General features: G+C 65.0%; 16 protein-coding genes and 4 tRNA genes. 4 read left to right on the forward strand and 16 right to left on the reverse strand.

The genetic code is table 11. The features are described from left to right. Positions 1 to 8 precede the first annotated feature (8 nt). The 3 genes from QME71_04945 to QME71_04955 all read left to right on the forward strand — a co-directional run bounded on the left by QME71_04945 (position 9) and on the right by QME71_04955 (position 2915). Complete coding sequence (locus QME71_04945) at positions 9 to 1766, forward strand: HD domain-containing protein (protein ID MDI6857648.1); 1758 nt, start codon at positions 9 to 11, stop codon at positions 1764 to 1766. A gap of 81 nt (positions 1767 to 1847) precedes the next feature. Further along, complete coding sequence (locus QME71_04950) at positions 1848 to 2234, forward strand: hypothetical protein (GenBank protein MDI6857649.1); 387 nt, start codon at positions 1848 to 1850, stop codon at positions 2232 to 2234. A gap of 15 nt (positions 2235 to 2249) precedes the next feature. Continuing rightward, entirely contained in the window at positions 2250 to 2915 is a 666-nt protein-coding gene (locus tag QME71_04955) for a 50S ribosomal protein L25 (protein MDI6857650.1), read from the forward strand. Positions 2916 to 2956: 41 nt separating this feature from the next. Here QME71_04955 and fmt read toward each other — a convergent pair whose 3' ends face one another. Next, positions 2957 to 3907 (reverse strand): methionyl-tRNA formyltransferase, encoded by a 951-nt coding sequence (gene fmt / locus QME71_04960; protein MDI6857651.1) that lies wholly within the window; start codon positions 3905 to 3907, stop codon positions 2957 to 2959. 106 nt (positions 3908 to 4013) lie between these two features. On the opposite strand from fmt, the gene QME71_04965 reads away from it, so the two are divergent. Further along, positions 4014 to 4739, forward strand: a complete 726-nt coding sequence (locus QME71_04965; GenBank protein MDI6857652.1) for a Gmad2 immunoglobulin-like domain-containing protein — start codon at positions 4014 to 4016, stop codon at positions 4737 to 4739. Here the strand turns inward: QME71_04965 and QME71_04970 are convergent. The 15 genes from QME71_04970 to QME71_05040 all read right to left on the reverse strand — a co-directional run bounded on the left by QME71_04970 (position 4729) and on the right by QME71_05040 (position 21010). After that, positions 4729 to 5565: an SAM-dependent chlorinase/fluorinase gene (locus QME71_04970; protein ID MDI6857653.1), complete on the reverse strand. Its 837-nt coding sequence runs from the start codon at positions 5563 to 5565 to the stop codon at positions 4729 to 4731. The two genes, QME71_04965 and QME71_04970, sit on opposite strands and share 11 nt — an antisense overlap. 3 nt (positions 5566 to 5568) lie before the next feature. Next, a complete protein-coding gene (locus tag QME71_04975; protein ID MDI6857654.1) occupies positions 5569 to 7188 on the reverse strand; it encodes an ABC transporter substrate-binding protein in 1620 nt (539 codons plus the stop codon). Between the two features lie 44 nt (positions 7189 to 7232). Next, positions 7233 to 7454, reverse strand: a complete 222-nt coding sequence (secG, locus tag QME71_04980; protein MDI6857655.1) for a preprotein translocase subunit SecG — start codon at positions 7452 to 7454, stop codon at positions 7233 to 7235. A 26-nt stretch (positions 7455 to 7480) separates the two neighbouring features. Beyond that, on the reverse strand, positions 7481 to 8803 hold the full coding sequence (locus QME71_04985; GenBank protein ID MDI6857656.1) for a YvcK family protein: 1323 nt from the start codon (positions 8801 to 8803) through the stop codon (positions 7481 to 7483). Between the two features lie 41 nt (positions 8804 to 8844). Further along, positions 8845 to 10335, reverse strand: a complete 1491-nt coding sequence (gene gatB, locus QME71_04990) for an Asp-tRNA(Asn)/Glu-tRNA(Gln) amidotransferase subunit GatB (protein ID MDI6857657.1) — start codon at positions 10333 to 10335, stop codon at positions 8845 to 8847. Positions 10336 to 10983: 648 nt separating this feature from the next. Further along, a tRNA-Leu gene (locus QME71_04995) sits at positions 10984 to 11070 on the reverse strand. 65 nt (positions 11071 to 11135) lie between these two features. After that, positions 11136 to 11209: transfer RNA gene (locus tag QME71_05000), tRNA-Cys, on the reverse strand. A gap of 18 nt (positions 11210 to 11227) precedes the next feature. Further along, positions 11228 to 11312: transfer RNA gene (locus tag QME71_05005), tRNA-Leu, on the reverse strand. Positions 11313 to 11332: 20 nt separating this feature from the next. Then, positions 11333 to 11409 (reverse strand) — tRNA-Trp (locus tag QME71_05010). 67 nt (positions 11410 to 11476) lie between these two features. Beyond that, complete coding sequence (locus QME71_05015) at positions 11477 to 12580, reverse strand: serine hydrolase (GenBank protein MDI6857658.1); 1104 nt, start codon at positions 12578 to 12580, stop codon at positions 11477 to 11479. Positions 12581 to 12753: 173 nt separating this feature from the next. Then, positions 12754 to 13359, reverse strand: coding sequence for a hypothetical protein (locus QME71_05020; GenBank protein ID MDI6857659.1), 606 nt, complete (start codon positions 13357 to 13359; stop codon positions 12754 to 12756). A gap of 172 nt (positions 13360 to 13531) precedes the next feature. Beyond that, on the reverse strand, positions 13532 to 14530 hold the full coding sequence (locus tag QME71_05025) for a GNAT family N-acetyltransferase (GenBank protein MDI6857660.1): 999 nt from the start codon (positions 14528 to 14530) through the stop codon (positions 13532 to 13534). A 43-nt stretch (positions 14531 to 14573) separates the two neighbouring features. After that, complete coding sequence (locus QME71_05030) at positions 14574 to 17597, reverse strand: FtsX-like permease family protein (GenBank protein ID MDI6857661.1); 3024 nt, start codon at positions 17595 to 17597, stop codon at positions 14574 to 14576. 19 nt (positions 17598 to 17616) lie between these two features. Then, positions 17617 to 18351, reverse strand: coding sequence for an ABC transporter ATP-binding protein (locus QME71_05035; GenBank protein ID MDI6857662.1), 735 nt, complete (start codon positions 18349 to 18351; stop codon positions 17617 to 17619). 142 nt (positions 18352 to 18493) lie between these two features. Then, on the reverse strand, positions 18494 to 21010 hold the full coding sequence (locus tag QME71_05040; GenBank protein MDI6857663.1) for an O-antigen ligase family protein: 2517 nt from the start codon (positions 21008 to 21010) through the stop codon (positions 18494 to 18496). Positions 21011 to 21018 lie beyond the last annotated feature (8 nt).

Raw genomic sequence — 21018 nt, forward strand, 5'->3', positions numbered from 1 at the left:
TGTGAGGCATGCAAAAAGCCATCAAAGGCGCGATCTTATATCCGTTTGCTACGCTTACTCTCATTGCCCTCATCCTCGCCGGGGTTGCGCTCGCTTTGCTCCTCGGCGTGGGAATCGAGAGCAAGATGAAGGAGAACGCCACAAAAGTCGCGGCCGCTGCCGCCACGTCCGCCCTTCAACCTCACGTGGCCGGATACAACTTAGAAACGCCGCTCTTGAACTCCGATTATGACCGTCTACAGGCCGCTGTCACGGAGGCTGTGCTTTCCGACAGCATATCGAAGGTCAGCATCTACAACGATGAGGGCGTCGTTGTTTACTCGAGCAGCCGGAGCGATTTGGGCCGCACGGCAGAAGATATGTCGGCGGTAGAGAGCGCGTTGCGCAAAGAGACGGTGGGCACCACGTCGGGAGCGGCTGAGGGCGGTGAAAGCGGGTCCGCCGGCGGACCCATGCTCACCGTCTACACTCCGCTCATATCGTCGGAAGGGGAGCTCCTCGGCGCGCTGCAGGTCCAGCAGGACTACTCCGCCACGGCACAGAGCGTCAGGGAGGCGAAGAGAGAGCTGTATTTCGCCCTGGCGGGCGCCATGGCCACCCTTTACGTCGTCATTCAATTGGGAGCGTTCGGGATGACGCGGGCGCTCTCCAAAGACCACGCCCGCCTGGCCTACCTCTACGAGACGGGCGAGCACGTCCGCTCGTCCCTCGATTTGCAGGACGTGTTGACGCAGATCGTGCGCGACGCCACTGTAATGGCGCAGGGGCAGTACGGTCTCGTCTGCCTGCTGGAGCCGGACTCGGGCGATCTGGTGGCGCGCAGCAGCTACGACCACGAGAAAGGTTCAGTGTCGCTGCACCACACGAAGATGGACGAGTGGTTATTCCACCGCGTCGTGGCGACCGGCAAGACCAGCGTCGCAAACCAGAAAGTGGTGCGCTACGGCCCCGTCTTCGGCTCCGACATCCACGATATGTCCGTCGTCTGCGTCCCCATGACGTTGCGCAGCAAGGTCAACGGCGTCATCGCCGTCTTGCGGCGCTCCGCCAATGACGGTTTCGGGAAGGCGGAGACGAAGCTACTGGAGGAGCTGGCCGGCCAGGCAGCGATGGCAGTGGAGCAGGCGAACCTGTTCGCGAAGGTGCGCGCCTACGCCGACGAGCTCGAGCTCAGTTACGACACCACCCTCAAGGCCCTCACCGCCGCCCTCGACGCCAAGGATGCGGCAACGGAGGGACACTCAGAGCGCGTGGCAAACCTTACGGTCGCTATCGCGAAAGAGATGCAGGTCGGCGAAGAGAAGCTCGTCGATATCGAGCGGGGGGCGCTTCTCCACGACGTGGGCAAGATCGGCGTGCCGGACGCGGTTCTGCGCAAGCCGCGCACACTCACCAAGCGGGAATGGCAGGCGATGCAGCGGCACCCGCTGCTGGCGGGGCTCCTCGTGTCCAAGGTCGGCTTCCTGGAGGGGGCGCTGCCCATCCTTCTCTACCACCACGAGCGCTACGATGGCCGGGGCTACCCCTTCGGGCTCGCCGGCGACCGCATACCTCTCGAAGCGCGAATCTTCGCCGTCGTTGACGCCTACGATGCCATGACCTCCGACCGCCCCTATCGAAAGGCGATATCGCATGAAGAGGCGGTGCAGGAGATAATCGCCAACGCAGGCACCCAGTTCGACCCGGCGGTCGTGGAGGTGTTCAGGAACGTCATCGAGCGGGTCCCGCTCGTCGACGAACCGGAGATCGAGCGCGCCGCCGCCTGAGCGGCCCTGTTTTCTTGACTCCTCTTGTCCCCTCTGCTACCGTGAGTAGCGACCCCATTCCGCCCGTCAGGAGGCGTTGACATGCAGCAGCCGCCGTTCGAGGAAGTCCGTTCGGAAAGCGTCCACATATCGCAGAGCGCCGTCCGCTCCGTTTCGGCGCGGCAGGTGGACGCGCGGATGTCGGCGGTGCAGCGCATGGTCGCTGGCGACGCGACAGTGGGGCAGAGCGCCGTCGGCCTGGTGAGCGGCGAGAGCATCAACGTTAGGGACAGCCTGCTGGCGGCGGCGGTCGGGCGTCAGATTTCGGCGGAGAATTCGTCCGCGGTGTTCCTTCTTTCGCCGTCGGTCACCGGAAACGTTCGCGCCGTCTTCACCCTTCCCGCTGCTTTCGCGCTGGGCTTCGGCTACGTCACGGGGAGATGGCTGGTGAAGCTGCTGACCCGCGGCTTGAAGAGATTGATCGGTTAGGAGGGAAGTCAGACAGTGCAAGAATTCGAGCTGTCCGCTGCGCCGCGCAGCGTCCTCGGCAAGAAGGTGAAAGGGCTGCGACGCCAGGGAATCACCCCTGCCAACATCTACGGACGCGGCATCGAGTCGCAGGCGGTGCAGGTAGACACCAAGACCCTAACTCACACGCTGCGCCGCGCCGGCCGCAACACAATCCTTTCCCTGAGCGTCGAGGGGGAAAGAGTCCGCCGGCCGGTCATGGTCAGGGATATCCAGCGCAACCCCGTCACCGACGAGCTGCTGCATCTCGATTTCTACCAGATATCTCTGACGGAGAAGATGCACGCGGAAGTGACGGTGGTGGTGACGGGCACGGCGCCCGCCGTCTCGGAACTGGGCGGCATCCTGCTGCAGCCGGTGGAGACCGTCACGGTCGAGGCGTTGCCGGCCGAAATACCGCCGCACCTGGAAGCGGACGCCTCACGTCTGGAGGCGCTGGACGCGGCGATTCACGTCCGCGACCTCGAGGCGCCCGCCGGCGTCACGATCCTCACAGACCCCGACGTCGTGCTCGCGCGCGTTGCGGCGCCGAGGCGGGTGGAGGAAGAGGTGGCGGTAGAGGCAGCAGTAGAGGAAGCGCCGGCCGAGGAACGCGTCGAAGAAGTGACGGAGGAGCGGGAGGAAGAAGAGCCGGCGGAGTAGCCACCGTGGCCGGCTCCGAAAGGCCGGGGCGCCCTCAGCTGTCAGTGAAGCCGCCGCCCGAGGAAGCCGCGCTCCCCGCGCAGGAACTCGGCGGCGGGAAGCGCGCGCCGGCCCTCCTTCTGTACCTCAAGCACCGCCAGCATCCCTTTTCCCGTCTGCACGGCAAACGCGCCCTCGAGTGCTTTCCCCGCGCCCTTCGGCGGCGGCAACACCGTCCCCGCTGGCTGAGCGCTCTCCTCCTGGAGGGGAAATGCCCTCAAGATCCTGATGAGCGTCTCGTCGTAGCGGGCGAAGGCGGAGGGCCACGGGTTGTAGGCGCGGACCCGCCGCCAGATGTCGACTGCGGGCACCTGCCAGTCGATGTGCCCGTCCTCCTTCTGCACCATCGTCGTGTAGGTTGCCTTCGCCTCGTCCTGCGGTTGCGGCGTCAGGCGTCCCCCGAGGTAGGCCGGCAGCGTCTCCATCAGCAGGTCCGCCCCGAGCACCGAAAGCTTGTTCAGCAGCGTCCCCGTTGTGTCGTCGGGCTCGATGGCGAGCCGTGCCTGACTCAGGATGGGGCCCTCGTCCATGCCCGGCGTCAGGAGCATGATCGTAACGCCTGTCTCGTCGTCGCCCGCAAGAATGGCGCCGGCCACAGGCGACGCCCCGCGGTGCCGCGGCAAGAGCGATGGGTGGATGTTGATGACGCCCTTCGGCGGGATGTCGAGGACGCGCTGGCGAAGGAGCTGCCCGTAGGCGGCGACGACGATGAGGTCGGGCTTCAGGGCCGCGAGCTCGGCGGCGTCGTCGGGGGCGCTCACGCGCTGCGGCTGACGGACGGGCAGGCCGTATTCAAGCGCCTTCGCCTTCACCGGCGACGGCGCGGGCTGACGGCCGCGTCCCGCCGGACGGTCGGGTGGCGTATAGACGGCCACTACCTCGTACTCGCTCTCGACGAGACGCTGGAGCGCCGGCAGCGCAAACGCCGGCGTGCCCATGAACACGATCCGCACGGTTCCCTCCTGTCTAGATTCTAACATAGCCGCTCTCGGAGACTTGAAGACCGGGGTTGACGGCTCGTTTATACTAGGAGACTGGCGGTAGGAAAGGAGGAGGTCGATGAGAGGATTCCGTCCGTTACTGGGGTTGGCGCTGCTCTTCACCACTCCGGCGCTCCTCCTTCTGGCCTGCGATACGGCGGAGGCGCCGCCTTCCACCGTCACTCCCGAAACGCCGACGCCACAAGCGACGCCGGGAGAGGCGGCGATCACCATCGATTTCCCCGCTGAAGGCGAGACTGTGACGTCGCCGGTCGAGGTCTTGGGCACCGCCAGCGTCTTCGAGGCGACGCTGTTCGTGGGCGTGAGGGACTTGGACGGCAGGACGCTCTGCGAGGTCGTCACGATGGCGAGCGAGGGCGCGCCCGGTAGAGGCGACTTCTCCGTCAGCCTGGGCCTCGTCCCGCCGGACGAGGAGACGGACGCCGAGGTAATCGCTTACACCCGCAGTCCGAAAGACGGCAGCATCCAGGACGAAGTGATCGTGCCCGTTACCCTCTCTGCGGAGGCGCCGCCCGTGGTGGTCACGTCGCCGAGGTGCGGCCAGGAGGTGACGAGCCCCGTTCTCGTCGAGGGCTCCGCTGGTCCGGGAGCGGACGTCGAAATCGTTGTAGGCGGGCTGTTCGGCGGCGAGCTGGGGCGGGCCACGCTTCAGACGGACGCCCAGGGCAACTTCTCGGGCGAGGTGGAACTCCAGATCGACCAGGCGCAGACGGGCGTAGTCGAGGCGTCGCTGGCGGGCGATGCGACGACGCTTTTCCCTGTGCCGGTCGTGCTCACTCCCTGACGCCGCGGTCTCTCACGCGGACGGGCGTTCCCACACGCGCCCCAAGCGCCGCTGCCGCGTCCCCCTGCGTGACCGCGACCTCCAGGTAGCCGCCGCTGCCGATGAGGGCGACAAGTCTTCCCTTCTCAAGGCCGTACGTCGCGCTCAGGCCGTCGATCCTTCTGCCCGCGATCTCCACGCGCACAGGGCCGCGCGCGAGGTCGCTTCCGCGAACGTCCGTCACCAGGTTGCCGAAGCGGTCGATGTGGACGACCCTGCCCGCAAGCGCGCCGTCCGCGTCCCTGCTCGCCCTGAACGGCGGCAGGGAGACGAGCGAGCGTATGGGATCGCCCAGTTCCTCCAGCGGGACGCCGAGGGTCAGGCGGGCGGCAGCGGGCGCGAAGATGTCGCGGCCGTGAAACGTGCGGCTTATCTCTCCCCGTCCTAGCCTCTCGGGTCTGATGGCGACGGCGCGGAATCCCTCAGGGAGAGCGACCTCCCCCGCTTTGCGCGCATCCTCCGGGAGGGCGACGGCGAGGACACCGTTGTCCGGCCCCACCAAGAAGCCGGCCGGCGACGCGACGACCAGCGGCCGCCGCCCGGTGCCCACGCCAGGGTCCACCACCACGATATGCACCGTCCCCTTCGGAAAGTAGGGGATTGCCGCCTCGAGCACGAAGACGGCTTCCTCGATTTCCTGCGGAGGGATGTCGTGGGTGAGGTCTACGATTGTGGCGGCGGGATTGACGCTGAGGATGACCCCTTTCATCGCCGCCACGTAGGGGTCGGAGAGGCCGAAGTCGGAGGTGAGGGTGACGATGGGCGGCGCTTCCAACGCGTCCCTCACGTCTTAGCGGCCGCTTGCCGGCAGGCCGAGGATGGCCGAGAAGCGGGAACCGCTATCGAAGAGGACGGGCGCTTCCGCGGGTCGAAACCGGTCGTCCGTGACGTAGGTGTAGGTGTTGTGGAACAGCGGCACACTGGGCACATTGCGGGCGAATATCTCCTGGAAGACGCGGTACAGGGCGCTACGCCGGGTCGGATCGTCGGTCAGGCGGCCGTCTTCCAGCACCTCGTCCGCCTGCGCGTCGACGAAGCCGGCGAGGTTGCCCTTCTCGCCGCCGATCTGTGTGCTGTGCCAGGTGGGATAGGGATCGGGGTCGAGGCCGGCGTCAAAGCCGTAGATGGCAGCGTTGAAGTTGCGGGGCATTAGGGTCTCCCGAAGGAGGACCGTCGCCTTCTGCGTGCGCACCGTCGCCTTCACGCCCAGTATCGCCCAGGAGCGCGCCAACTCCTCCGCGATGGCGATACGCGACCGCTCCTCGTTGGTCACGAGGTCGAACTCCATCGCCTGTCCTGCCTTCTCGCGTATCCCGAAGATGTTCAACTGCCATCCTGCCTCGTCGAGCAGCCTCGACGCCTCGAATACGTCGAAATCGTAGCGCTCGAGCGCCGGATAGTAGGCCCACGTTCCCGCGGGTATCGGGCTGTCGGCGCGGACGGCCTGTCCGTCCAGAAAGTTGGCGATGATCTTCTCCTTGTCGATAGCCAGGGCCAGGGCCTGCCGGACGCGCTCATCGGCAAAGAGCGGCGAGCTGTTGTTCAGGTAGAGAATGGTGTAAGTGGTGGAAGTGAGGTCATGCACCTGCCAGCGCTTCTCGTTTTGCAGGTATAACTTGTCTTCGATACTTAAGGGCGAGCGGAAGAAGGCGCCGTCGATCTCGCCCTCGCGCAGGGCGAGCAGGAGCCGCGGCTCGTTGAGAAAGAACCGCATCTCAAGGTGCCCGATTGCCGGCTCGCCGAGATAGTGGCCGGGGACGCTTTCGAGCACTGCCCGCTCTTTCGTCATCTCCAGCAGACGGAAGGGCCCTGTGCCCACCGGTTGCTGGTTGAAGGGGGCGTTGTAGAGGTCTTCGGCGCTCAGCCCTTTCAGAAGATGTTCCGGCAACAAGCCTATCGACGCGTAGGCGAGAAAGGGCGCGAACGGCTGCGCGAGAGTGATATCGACGGTGGAGTCGTCGAGTTTCTCCACGGAGACACTACGAAAGAGATCGGCGAGAAAGGAAGGACCGCGGTACTCCGGGTCCTGGAGCAACCCGACGGTGAAGACGACGTCGTCGGCGGTGAAAGGGTGGCCGTCGTGCCAGGTGACGCCCCGGCGGAGATGGAAGGTGTACGTCTTATTGTTGGCGCTGATGTCCCAGCTCTCAGCAAGGCCGGGCAGGACGTCGCCTTTGGGGCCGAGACGGGTGAGGCCGGAGAACACGAGTGAGGCAAGGTCGGTGTCGACGGCGTTGAGCGGGGCGAAGAGGGGGTTTACGCGGCTGGGCGCGCCCGCCGTGCCCTCGATGTAGACGCCGGCTGCCGCCGGTTCTCTGATGCGGGGCGGGTGCGAAGCGGTGTACCACAGCCCGCCCAGCGCCGCTACGCTGAAGGCGAGGATTGCAGGAAGAAGCCAGCGGGAACCCACATCACTTGCCTTGGTGAGGCGCTGGAAGCGTCAGGGCTCGTACTTCAAGAGGCGGTAACGCTCCACATGGAGATGAGGATGAAGACGGCCGCGAGAACGATGGTCAATTGAAAAAGCGTCTTTTCGACGCCGCGGCGCGTCCGGAAGACCGACTGCGTCCCCAACTCTCCAAAGCCGGAACCGCGCACCTGCAGCAGGATCACCACGATGAGGACGGCAGAGATGATGATCTGAATAACGTTGAGATAAGTGATGCCTATGTTCATGCTTTGTTCATTCTAACCGAAACCGGTCACGCAGTCACGCCCTCTGTCGCCGCTTCCGATATCATCTGCTCGATCTGGTGTCGCTCGTAGTAGAGGTGCACCAGCGCGTCCGCCAGCTTCTTCGGATCGTGGTGGTAGCGGTTGTCCTCGCTCACCACGTCGGCGGTGACGATGCGTACACCGTTGATGAGCGCACTGTCCGAAACGACGGGCTGCGAATGCGCTCCTTCCGGCAGGCGGCCCTTCACGTTGCTGTTGGCGAGCACGTAGTGGAAGAGGTCGCCGCCGATATGGCGCTCGAGTATCCGGTAGTGGTCGCCCACTGTAAACCCGTCGGTCTCGCCGTGCTGTGTGGCCACGTTGCAGACGTACACTTTCAGCGCCGGCGACACCTGGATGGCGCGCCGCACTCCCTCGACGAGGAGGTTGGGGAGCACGCTGGTGAAGAGACTGCCCGGCCCCACGACCACGAGGTCGGCGTTGAGCACGGCCCTGACCGCCTCCGGGTTGGCCTCGGCGTTCCCAGGCTGCAGGAACACTTCGCGGATGCGGCTGGGGCTGTCGGTGATGTTCGACTCGCCGTGGATCTCTTCTTCGTCCTCTGTGTGGGCGCAGAGCGTGACGTTGGCGAGCGTGGAGGGCAGGATCTGGCCGCGGACAGCGAGGACGCGGCTGGTCTCGCGCACCGCCTCTTCGAAGTTGCCGATCACGCCGGACATGGCGACGATGAACAGGTTGCCGAAGCTGTGCCCCTCGAGCCCTGAGCCGTCGCGGAAGCGGTACTGGAAGAGACGCGTCATGAGCGGCTCGGCGTCGGCGAGGGCAGCGATGCAGTTGCGGACGTCGCCCGGCGGGAGAATGCCCAGCTCGCGGCGCAGGCGGCCGGAGCTGCCGCCGTCGTCGGCGACAGTGACTATCGCCGTGAGGTTGCCCGTGTACTCCTTGAGGCCGCGCAGCAGCGTCGAGAGGCCGGTCCCGCCGCCGATGGCGACGATCTTCGGGCCGCGGTTAAGGTAGCGGTAGTTGTAGAGGATGTTCACCAGACTTTCGTCGCGCCCCGGCCGTACAAAGGCGGAGAGGAGGGACCGGTTCAATTTCCAGATGGAGAGAAGGATGATGCCGACGCTTCCGCAGATGAACATGGCTCCTCTGAGCCAGCGGGGCAGGAACTGGAGGGTGATGTAATAGACGAAATCGGGGAAGGTATAGGAGACGTAGGCCTCGCGCAGCAGGTACGAGAAACCGAGGCCCATTATCGCCACGCCCACGAGCAGCAGCAGCAGCCACCGCTTTATGTGCATGCCGAAGTAGAACCACTTTATAAAGTTGCTCTGCCGGAGGGCCCGCATTTCCCGTATTATGCTAAACAAGAGAGGGAGGGGCAAACTTCCTACGCCTGCCCCAGGCGTTCTCTCAGCAGGCTGTTCACCAGATCAGCGTTCGCGCGACCCTTCGTCTCCCTCATGACCTGCCCGACAAGGAAGCGGACCGCTTCCGTCTTCCCCGACCGGTAGTCCTGGACAGCTTTCGGATTGGCCTCCAGTATTCTGTCCACTATAGTCGAGATTTCGTCGGCGCCGCTGATCTGTGTGAGGCCCAGCTCTTCCACCAGCACGCGCGGGCTCTTGCCCGTCTCAAACATCTTCTCAAAGACGGTCTTGGCGCTCCTTCCGCTAATGGTGCCGTCTTCGACCAGGGTAATCATATCATAAAGGTCTTGCGGTTCAATCTTGGACTGATCGATTTCGATTCCAAGAGAATTGAGCAGGTGCATGAAATCGCCGAGTATCCAGTTGGTCAGCGACTTTGCGCGTCGTCGCAGCGTTTCCGGCGGAGCGTCCTTGAGTGGCGCCAGCGCCGCGTCCAGATAATCGGCGCGCGGCCGCGTTTCCGTCAGCAGGCCCGCTTCGTACTCGGTGAGGCCATACTGCTGCATGAAGCGCTGCTTGCGGGCGTCGGGCAGCTCCGGCAGGCGGGTGCGGATTGCCTCGACATAATCGCGATCGAGCCGCAGCGGTGGTAAATCGGGCTCAGGGAAGTAGCGGTAGTCGTGGGCGTACTCCTTGGTGCGCTGCGGCACCGTCTTCCCCTGCTCCTCCAGCCAGCCGCGCGTCTCCTGGGGCAGGCGCCGGCCCCTCTGGAGAAGCTCGCGTTGCCTCTCCACCTCGAAGCTGAGGGCGCGGAAGACGGCGCGAAAGCTGTTCATGTTCTTGACTTCGACCTTGGCGCCGAGCTCGGTCTCCCCCACGGGACGGAGGCTGATGTTGGCGTCGCATCGGAAGCTGCCCTCTTCCATGTTGGCGGTGCTCACGCCGATGTAGCGCAGGATCTGTCGCAGCTTCACCAGATACTGCCGCGCCTCTTCCGGGGAGCGCATGTCCGGCTCGGAGACGATCTCCATCAGGGGCACGCCGGCGCGGTTAACGTCGATGAGGCTGTAGGTCTCGCCCGCTTCGTTCTGGCGGTGCAGCAGCTTCGCCACGTCCTCTTCGAGGTGGACGCGGGTGATCCCGATGCGCTTGCGGCCGCCGTCGAGGTCGATTTCGAGCCAGCCGTTGCGAGAGAGGGGCATATCGTACTGGGAGATCTGGTACCCCTTCATGAGATCGGGGTAGGGGTAGTTCTTTCGGTCGAACTTGGAGTACTCGGGGATTTCGCAGTTGAGGGCGAGGGCGGTCATGATGGTGTACTCGACCGCCTGCTGGTTGATGACGGGCAGGACGCCCGGCATGCCGAGGCAGATGGGGCAGACGTGCGTATTGGGGGGTGAGTCGGCGTAGTCGGCGCTGCAGCGGCAGTACATTTTGCTTCGTGTGGAGAGTTGTACGTGCACCTCCAGCCCGATCACCGTCTCGTACTCAACCTGCGTTTTGGTCGTCACTGTCGTTAGCTGCCTTTCGTCCCCGGCGTCAGGTAGTGTGATACCGGCGCACTGGTGCCGGGGGTGGGAATCGAACCCACCCGCCTGCCGGCAGGCAGGCAAGCCGCGAGGCCAGCGGATTCTAAGTCCGCCGCGCCCGCCTGCCTGCATCCAGGTCTGCGAATTCCGCCATCCCGGTTCGCTTGTGCCTTTCTAAGAAAAAACCTTCCGGCTCGGCGGTTTGTGGTGAACGCGAGAGCCCGTCTCCAAACGCTCACGTCCCCAGCCGGTGAGGCCGACATAGAGTCCACCGTCGCGCAGGCTCCTGAGCACGTACACGTAAAACATGTTGCCTGCGTTCTCAGCACGATTGGTGCCGGGGGTGGGAATCGAACCCACCCGCCTGCCGGCAGGCAGGCAAGCCGCGAGGCCAGCGGATTCTAAGTCCGCCGCGCCCGCCTGCCTGCATCCAGGTCTGCGAATTCCGCCATCCCGGTTCGCTTGTGCCTTTCTAAGAAAAAACCTTCCGGCTCGGCGGTTTGTGGTGAACGCGAGAGCCCGTCTCCAAACGCTCACGTCCCCAGCCGGTGAGGCCGACATAGAGTCCACCGTCGCGCAGGCTCCTGAGCACGTACACGTAAAACATGTTGCCTGCGTTCTCAGCACGATTGGTGCCGGGGGTGGGAATCGAACCCACAAGGCCGCGAGGCCAGCGGATTTTAAGTCCGCCGCGTTTACCGGTTTCGCCACCCCGGCACAGATTCCGATTAGATGGGAAAGGCCCAGACCGCGTCGGCGGTGCTGAGCCATCATCTCGGTTTTGGAGGCGACGACCGGATTCGAACCGGTGATCGGGGTTTTGCAGACCCCTGCCTTACCACTTGGCTACGTCGCCGCACGTCTTCCTTTGCGCTGGTGCCGAGGAGGGGATTTGAACCCCTACGCCCGAAGGCACGGCCCCCTCAAGACCGCGTGTCTGCCTATTCCACCACCTCGGCCGCCGCTATTCCTGGATTGTTGGCAGGAGTGGAGGGATTCGAACCCCCGACCGGCGGTTTTGGAGACCGCTGCTCTGCCAGACTGAGCTACACTCCTACCCCGGATCGCAGTATAGCAAGCGCTCCCAGGCGCGTCAAGGCGATATGGCGTGTGCGCGTGTCTGCTACCCGCTTGCCGCCGCCTCGACAATCGGTCGCAGGAAATCGGCGTCGCTCCAGCCTTCGTCGTCGCCCTCGCCCAGCCGCACGGCGACGATGTCCAGGCTTGGGATCACGTAAATGCGCTTCGTCTGGAAGCCCATCGCCATAAACGCGTCCTCAGGCACTCCCGGGAAGTCCCACAGCCACCAGTACAGGCCGTAGTTCGGGTTCTCCATTTGCGACGGCCGGACCGACGCCTCCACCCAGCTCTCCGGCACGACCTGCTCGTCCCCCCACTTGCCGTCGCGCAGGAACAGGTACCCGAAGCGCGCGAAGTCCCTCGCCGTGGCGAAGACGCAGCAAAACGTTAACGGCTGGCCGAGCGTGTCGGTCTTCCAGTCGGCGCTCTCGATGCCGATGGGCCCGAAAAGCGCCTCCTCAGCGTACGCGGCGGCGTTCATGCCCGTGGCCGCTTCCAGAATGCGCGCCCAGCTCTGGGCGTCGCCGTCGGAGTAGTACCAGTCGGAGCCGGGCTCGCGGTAGAGCGGACGGCTGATGGCGTAGCCCGCGGCGTCGTCACTGCGCAGCATGTTGATCGTGTCGCCGGTTGGCGGGTCGTATATCATGCTCCAGGAGAGGCCGGAGGACATCGACAGCAGGTGCCCCAGGGTAATCTTCTCCCTATCCGTTCCCCGCCACTCGGGGATGAAGTCGACGGCGGGCTGGCCCAGCCCTTCGATCTTCCCTTCGGCGATGGCGATGCCCACAAGCGCGCTGGTGATGCTCTTGGCCATCGACCAGCTATTGTCGGTGGAGTCCTTGTCCCAGCCGTCCCAATAACGCTCCCACACGATGCGCCCGTGCCGGACGATTACGACGGCGCGGCAGCCGTGCTCGTCGCAGTAGTCGGCCACCCCGTCCAGCCTGTCGCCGTCCATGCCCTCCGTCTCCGGCTCCGAAGTCTCCCAGTCGTCGGCGGGCCACGTGATCGAGTACGCGGGCGTAGTGGCGGTAGCGGCGGCCGGCGCCGTCGACTCGTCCTCGTTGTCGCTGCAGGCTGCGAACAAGATAAGTGCAAGGACGGGGAGAAACAGCAGGGCCAGTCGGGACGCTTTCGGCCGTATCATCGATATCCTCCTCAGGAAGCCCGGCGCGGGACGGGGGGCGAGACTTGCCGTCTGGGAGGAGCATAGGCGCGTGTGGGCGACGGGTCAAGACGAAGAAAGGGGCGCAAGCAGGGCCCGTGAAAGGATGCTTGCGCCCAAACGCTTGCAGGAAGACCGCCTGCGCCGGCTGAGGGCTATTCGACCTCCTCTTCCCCTTCGTCCTCTACGTCATCGCCGTCCTCAACCGTCGCGTCGCCGCCCTTCTTGCCCTTGCTGAAATCAGGCGGGCCGCGCTCGACCGCGTGACAGGGGACGTTGACTTGCTTGCCGCTGGGCGTGGTCTTCACCACCGTCTCGCCCTTCTCGCAGGTGCCGTCGCCGTTCTCCGGCCCGAAGTTGGGGTTCTCGTCCGGTATGCCGACTGTCTCGCGCGGTAGGTCTTCGTCCTCACCGTCTTCGACTTCGCCGTCGGTTTCAGTCTCATCGACGCCGTCCTCAGTTTCGTCAGCGTCTTCATCGACGGTGCCGTCGTCCTCGGTGTCGCCGTCGGTTTCCTCTGTGGTCCCGTCGGTATCCGTGTCCGTCTGATCGACGTCGCCCTCGGTGTCACCGGATGTCTCGTCTCCGGTTGCGCCGTCATCCGTGACGCCGTCGTCGGTCTCCGTCGCTACCGTGTCCGCCGACGTGCCGGGCAGCACGTCCTGCGAAGCGAACGCGCCGACGGCGGCGCCCATTGCAAGCACTGCTACTACGATGCCGATGGACGCTTTGTGGCTCAGAAATGCCGGCAATATCCTCATCCGCTCACCTCCTCCAAAATTGGGGTCATTTTATCAATCGGAACAACCCTTCTCAATCTGTGATCGTGAACGCTCTCGAAGCGCCCTCTCGGATCTCATGCGTTTCCTGGAATCGGTCGCCTGAACACGGCGGGCGGGTCTCTTCCTGGCCCGCCCTGGTTGACACGGCAGGTCACACGTAGACTGGGTCGAGGTAGACAGAGCGCTCGATGGCCGCGGGCGTGGGAATTCCGGGCGCGATGATCTGGAAGAGCGTCGTCGAGTGGGGCAGCGGCTCCATCAGGCCAAACAGGCGGCCCTCCACCGCCAGCGAGACCATAAGCTCGTTTCGGCCGCGGTCAGCCGCGAGCTTCATCAGCTCCAGGAACACCGCCAGCATCGCCTCTTCGTGGCCTTCAGCGTAGCCGTAGTCGAGCACGAATGCGGGCGCGGAGACGTGCTCTTCGCCCGTCGCCTTGAGCCGCTCGATGATTTTCAGGCAGCAGCCGAAGTCCCAGAAGCCGGCGGCGGCCACCAGCTCTCCGCCCAGCCAGTAGCCGCGCCAGTGACGCCAGCCGTAAGTCGGGCTGAGGCTGAGACGCCGCGCGAGGAACTCGGTGGTGTAGGGCATGAACATCTCGCGGCCGGCGTGCGTGCGGTTTATCAGGTCGACGATGCAGCGCGACTCGTCGAGGCCGACCGCTTTCACGTGTTCGTCCGCCGTTTGCCCCGCGGCCGTCACGTCGAAGGCATCGAGCCGGCCCTGGGCGGGCCAGCTTTCCATGTTCAGGCGCTCCCCAAACGCGAGCGACGTCTTGTTGTCGGGGCTGATGAGCCAGTAAGGCGTGTCGACGTTGGCGTCCATTGTCAGCGCGATGTTCTTCAGAACGAGATCGGTGGCTACGTGGCGGCGCCGGTATTCGGGAAGGATGCGGCCCTGGTGGATATACAGCAGGCGCCGCCGCTGCCCCTCGACCAACGCGTCGTGCCAGGCGCCCGCCACCACGCCGATGAGGTCGCCGTCCTCCTCCGCCACGACGACGTGTCCGTGCTCCTGCATCTCCTGGTGAACAAAGAAATTGGGCGCGCGATCGAAGAACAGCAACCGGTCGCCGAGGTCGAGCGGGGCGCCCAGCTCCATTTCGATGAGGGCGTCGTTGTCGTCCGGTCGGGCTTCTCTGACGATATGCACGGCAGGAGAATACTAGATCATTCGCCGGATGCAGACAAAGCCCCTACTCGTAACGGAGCGCTTCGGCGATGGGGATGCCCGCCGCCTGCCGCGACGGGATGAACGTCATCACCAGCGACGCAATGTAGGCGAAAAGGCAGATAAAGGAAAGCTCCAGCCAGGGGATGTAGAACCCCTTAATCCCCGTCGCCGCGAACTCGTCACTCGTTATGAGGAAGTACGACAGCAGGATCGCCAGCCCGAGCCCCGACAGGATGCCCAGCAGGGTGACGAAAGATGACTCCATCAGGAGGCTCAGCGCCACGGTGCCGCGCGAGTAACCTATCGCCCGCAGCATCCCGATCTGCTGTCTTCGCTCCACCACGGTTCGGAAGGCGATGACGCCAACGGCGGCAATCCCCACAATCAGGCCAAGGCCCATGAAGCCCTGCATCAGGTACTGCAGCCCCCGGAAGAGCGCCTGGTCGCTCTCGCGCTCCGCCTTGATGGAAGACGCCTGCGCCCCGGACGTGAACAGCGCCGCTTCGATTGCCTTCGCCGTGTCCTCGGCAGCCCCCGGGTCGGAGAGCCTGATCACATAGGTCGAGTACTCCGGCTGCCCGAAGACCTCCTGGATGAAGCGCTGGGAAGTAATGAGGCCGCCGAAGGTGGAGAAAGGGCCCATTCCCGTGGCGCCGACGTTGAGGACGCCCACGAGCGTCACCTCGCCGACCACTGCCGTCGCCCTGTCGCGCACCTGGATGGTAATGGGATCGAATTCGGTGGTCTGGGCGTCGATGCCATCAAGCCGGAAGATTTCCATCCCGCCGCCGAACCCGAAGTCCTGTGGTATCGCGCTGTTGTCGATTACCGCCAGGTTGCGGTTCGACCGCACGGCCTGCCACACTGCTTCGTCGCTGACGTAGCCCCTGGCGCGCGCCTGTAGCCCCAGCCTCGTATCTGCGAGGAACTCCTCGTCCGCGCCCTTCACCACGAAGAAGCTGAATTCCTCCTGCCCCCTCTGCCGCAACTCCGTAGCGAAGGGCTGCGCGATGTCCAGCCTGCCGACGTCGGCGAAGGCGTCGGTGTTGACGGAGCCCTCCGCCTCCAGGGCCGCGCGCAGGTCGCCCAGGGGGTTGTTCGGGTTTTCGATGACTTCGATGTCCCAGCCGCCGCGCGACTCCTCGCTCAGGAATAGCCGGTCGAAATTCGCGTTCATTGCCGACATCATCGTCAGAGCGAAGACAACGAGCGCGATCATGGCCATTGTCATGCCGGTACGGAATTTGCTCGCCAGCGGGTATGCCACGGCCGTCTTCAACGCGGGGAGTATGCGTGTCATCCGGCTCCCCAGCAGCGTGAAGAAGTGGAGGAGAAGGTCGGCGTTGTAGACGATAACGAAAGTGGCGGCGGCGACCATTGTGATCCCGCTCAAGAAAAATATCTCTACCCCGCCGGCCATCTCACGGTTGGCAGTCAGGAATTCAGGCAGGTGGCCGCCCGCTCCCAGGAGCCACCACACGAGCAGGATGAGCCCCGTGGCCGTGAATAAAGGCCGTTCCGGCAGCCGCGCGTAGCGTCCGCCGATAGCGACCGCGAACATGATTAGCGAGAAGCCGAAGGCGTACGGGAATAGCTGCTCGACTGAGACGCCCGTGAACATCAGGAACGCCCCGAAGAGGATGAGGACAATGGCGGAGAGGAGGGTCCGCCAGCCCGGCCGCGATTCCGGCTCCGGCAGGTCGCGGATGGCGCGCACGATGTTGAGGCTGCTCGCCCGCCATGAGGCGAAGACGACGGTCAGGAACGTCATCACCACGCCGAGAGAATACGAGATGATGAGGCTGCGGGCGGTCACGTTCGGCTCGACGCTGATGTCGAACTCGGAGAAGACTGCGGCCATCACGCCGGTAAGCAGCAGCGACACGAGGACGCCCAGCATCACGCCTACCGCCGCCGACAGCAGGTTGTAGCCCATGCCCTCCGACATGAACATCTGCACCAGGTGGCGGCGCTTCGTGCCCACCGCTCGCGATATGCCCATCTCCGTCTTTCGCTCGGCTGCGAGCATCACGAAGATCATGATGATGAGCAGGATGCCCGCCGCTATGGAGAACAGCCCCAGGATGATGAAGAAGGTCATTATTCCGTTGCCGAACTCCTCGGCGAACTCCAGGTTCTCCTGCTTCGTCGGCTCCACCGTGAGATCGAGCCGCTGCTGCTCGATAGCCGTCTCCAGCCTCTCGACCACCTGATCGGTCACGCCGACGGAGTCGCGGACACCGCCGGTGTTCGAGATGACAACGAAATCGACGTTGCCCTCGCGCCCGAAGAGACGCTGAAGCACGTCCAGCCGCGCGGCTATTCCGCTCCTCGACTCGAAGCCCACGGCGCCCGTCACCGCCTTGTCCTGGACGACTTCGGCGACGCGGAAGCGCAGCGGCTCGCCTCTGAAGTAGACGGTGACCGTGTCGCCGGCTTGCACGTCCAGTTCGTCGGCCGCGCTCTCGTTGAGGTAGACTTCGTCTTCGGCGAGATCGCCCACGCGGAGGGTTCGACCGTCGAGGGAGACGACGTCGGGGAACGCCTCCATGCGCTCGGGATCGAGACCGACCATTCCCACGTTCGGTATCGAGAGCCGCGTCTCCTCGTTCACCGCCGGTACCCGCTCGAGCAGCACCGGCGCCATGCCGTCGATGTCCGGGTCGGCGCTTGTGACCGCCTCCAGGTCATCGACGACGGCGCTGGGGATCGTCAGATCGCTTCCGGCGAAGGCGACGCCTTCCGCCTGCGTCTCGAACTGCACGATCTCGTCGACGTGCCCCAGGACGTCGTATGCCGTCTTGGTGATCGTGTGGTCGACCGTGTCGCCGGTGGTGAAGGCGGCAGAGACGATAAGGGTGCTGAGCATGAGCCCGATGATTATCAGCACGGTTTGGGCCACGCGCCGCGGTATGTTGCGCAGTCCGATGAGGAACATGACGCGATTGCGGAACGCTGTGAAAGCGACGGTGAAGAGCGCGATCGCGAGGAGGACGATCATGGCGATCATGATCGAGTTCATCGGAATGCCGAAGAGACTGTCCACCGCCGTCCTCCCGGGCCGCTCAGCGGCTTTCCTGGCCGTTGTTGCGTTTTTCGTCGACGATGAGGCCGTCGATCATGTAGACGGTGCGATGAGCGCGGGCGGCGATGTTCGGGTCATGGGTGACGAGCACGAACGTCTGCTGCCTTTTTGCGTTGAGCTCGCAGATGAGGTCCATTATTTCCTGGGCGTTTGTGCTGTCGAGGTCGCCGGTGGGCTCGTCGCCCCAGACGATGGCGGGGTCGTTGACGAGCGCGCGGGCGACAGTCACGCGTTGCCGTTGGCCGCCGGAGAGTTCGCCCGGGCGGTGGTTGGCCCAATCCGCCAGGTGCACCTGATCGAGCGCGGCCATGGCGCGCCGGCGCGCCTCTTTGACGCTGCTCCCCGAGACGAGGAGGGGCAACTCGACGTTCTCAACGGCCGTCAGCACGGGAAGCAGGTTGTAGAACTGGAAGACGAAGCCCATGCGGCGCGCTCGGAACTCCGTCTTCTTGTTGTCGGACATGCGGTTGATGTCGGCGCCGTCGACCATGATCCGTCCGTTGTCGATGGTGTCGAGGCCGCTGAGGCAGTTGAGCAGCGTCGTCTTGCCGCAGCCGGAAGGCCCCATGATGGCGATTATCTCGCCTCGCGTGACGGAGAGCGTGACTCCACGCAACGCCCGGACGGATACCTTCCCCGTGTTGTACGTTTTCACGACGTTCGTCGCCTCGACGATGAAGCCGTCCGTACGTTCATTAGGGGTGAGGTCTTTCATGTTCACCTTCCATCTGCCCGGCACTGCAAAGAAAGGGCGCCAGCCTTCCAAAAGGTGACGCTTCATTATTCATGATAAGCGACCGGGCAGGCGCCGGTCAAACAGATGGCGGTGTGACCGGCTGTCGAAGAAGCGGGCGCAACTAGCGGGCCGTCCGCCACCGTTGGAGCGCCGCCATGGTGATGGTGTACTCGCGGGGCATGGCCGTCTGCCAGTCGCCGGGAAGGAGAGTTGAGGGCGGGGACTCGCGCGCGAACTTCATGTGATAGTAGACGTAGCCGATCTCGTAGTAGCGGACGGGGCCGGCCCACATGGGCTCCAGTCCCTCGAGCCGTCGGACAAGTTTTTCCGGCACCTGCCCCGGGGGATAGGTGTCGCCCAGCAGCACCATCGATTCCGCTTCTCCCAGTTGCGAACCCAGGATCCACTCTTGCCGCGCGCTCTCGATGTCGCCCTCATGAGCGTACCACTTTCCGAGGGCGGTGCGGGCGCGGCCGAAGTCGGGCTGGCGCTGCACCGCGAGCTTGAGGTGGTCGCGGGCCTGGTCGTAGTCGCCGAGGGCCATGAGCATCTCGCCGAAGTCTACCCGCGCCTCCATGTTGTCGGGGTTGCCGAGCACGGAAAGGGCGCAGTCGTCGACTAGGCCGGCGGCGCCCGGCGATAGCGCCTCCTGCTGCTCGCCGATCAGCGCCAGCACCCTCCCTTTGCCGCACGGGTTCAACGCGAGGGCCGACCCGTCGATGATCTCCTGGTAGTGTTCGCGCCGGAAGTCGGAGGCCATCCAGAAGCTGGATCCCGCGAGCGAGGACATGCGGGTGATGGCCATGGCGTAGGTCTCGACGGCGTCTTCCTCCGCGCCGATGTCCTCAAGAACGGCGGCGGCGGCCAGCAGCACCGTCGGGTCGGCGCCGGCGAGTCTTTGCGCTTCCAGCGCCTCGCTTCGCGCCTCCTCGTCTCGTCCCGCCATCTCCAGCGCCCTCGCCAGGTTGGCGTGCCCGATCGGTCCGCGCGGCTCCAGCTCGACCCCTCGTTGAAGATGCTCGATCGCCTGCTGGAGCAGGACCTGCGGCCCGTCGGCGTTGAAGGCGAGGACCTCCGTGAGGCCGAGCTGCAGGTGGTAGATGGCGAGTCCCTCCTCGCCTGAGACCGCGTCGCGCGCCTCACGCACCGCTTCCATCTTGCGGCCCTCGTTCAGGTACCCGATGCTCTGCGAGTAGTCATGGTGCGCAATGTCGATGCGGGCCCAGAGGAGGAAAAGACCGGCAATGGCGATGGCAATGACGACGCGGGGGAGCGCGGGCAGCAGCCGGGGCAGCGACAGGCGGCCGCCGGCGGGATCGCCCGGGTTGGCAGGAGTGCTGCGCTCGGCGACGACCGCGCGGTAGTTTGCGACGACAAGGGCCAGCACGGCGGCAAGCGCGATCAGCGGCGCCTTCCAGGTGTTGGCGGCGTCGGCCATGTTATGGGCCGCAAAGCCGGCGAGCGCGCCGCCGGCAGCAATCACCGTCAGCCTGTCGCCCGTCGAGCCCGCGCGGTACGTCCGGACGAGCATCCAGGCGACGAAGCCGCCGAGAAGAACGAGAGCGAGCAGGCCGAGGACGCCGGCGTCGACGGCGGCCTGGATCAGACCGTTGTGGGCGTGAATGGCGTGAACGGGGTACTCGCCGCTGTATTCAGGGTAGAGGAGGCTGAACGTGCCGGGGCCGCTTCCAAGCAGAGGGAAGTCGCGGAACATGTCGATTCCGGCGGAGAAGACGTCCTGCCGGGGGGAAAGGGACTCGCGGAACAACCACTGAGGCCGCGATTCCCAACGCATGAGCACGACGACAGCAAGCGCAGCGACGAGGGCTGCCGCCGCCAACGCCCCGGCTGCGATCAGGAGCGAGCGCCGTCGCAGGGCAGCGCGCAGCTCACGGATGCGCTCCTGCCGCTCCCGCCCGGCCAATTGAACGGCCATTGCCACGGCCGTCAGCGCTCCCCCTGTCAGAGCGCCCACCCAGGCGCCTCTCGAAAGAGTGAGGAACACTGCCCAGGCGGCTGCCAGCAGGGCGACTCCCCAGAAGAGCCGCTCCCACGCGTAGGGCGCCCGATAGGCGGCAAGAACGTAGAAGGGGATGATTAACGTTAGCACCATGCCCAGGATGTTCGGGTGGTCGCTCACGCCGTGCACCTTCGGCACCGTGGGGGGGATCAGGTCGCCGAGGTGGAAGGAGCCGCGGGTGGCGCGGGCGAAATCGAGCCAGTCGCCGTAGCTGCCGGCGACGTTCCAGAGCGCCCAGAAGGAGGCCGCCATCCCTGCCAGCATTAGCCCGCGCTGCAGCGTGGCCGGACCCAACAGATGTATATCACTCAGGATGTAGAAGATGAGCACCGCCGCCACCAGCATCAGCGTATTCTCCAGGCTTACCTGGGGATTGACCGAGGCGAGCGTGGCGACAAAGTAGACGGCGAGGAGGGCTGTCAGCGGCCAGTCGAGGGGCGAGCCCCCGGGCAGCCGGCGCCGCGCCAGCAGATAGACGGCGTAGCCAGCCGCAAGGGCGAATGTGACGGCGTGCAAGGCCATCGTCTGAGGGAATACGTGCTCGCTTGCCTGGGGCATGCCGCTGCAGATGTAGTAGCCGAGCACAGACGCGACCAGGACGAGGCCCAAGGCCCGCACGGCCCATG

The organism is Dehalococcoidia bacterium, from assembly GCA_030018455.1.
Taxonomy (GTDB): domain Bacteria; phylum Chloroflexota; class Dehalococcoidia; order DSTF01; family JALHUB01; genus JASEFU01.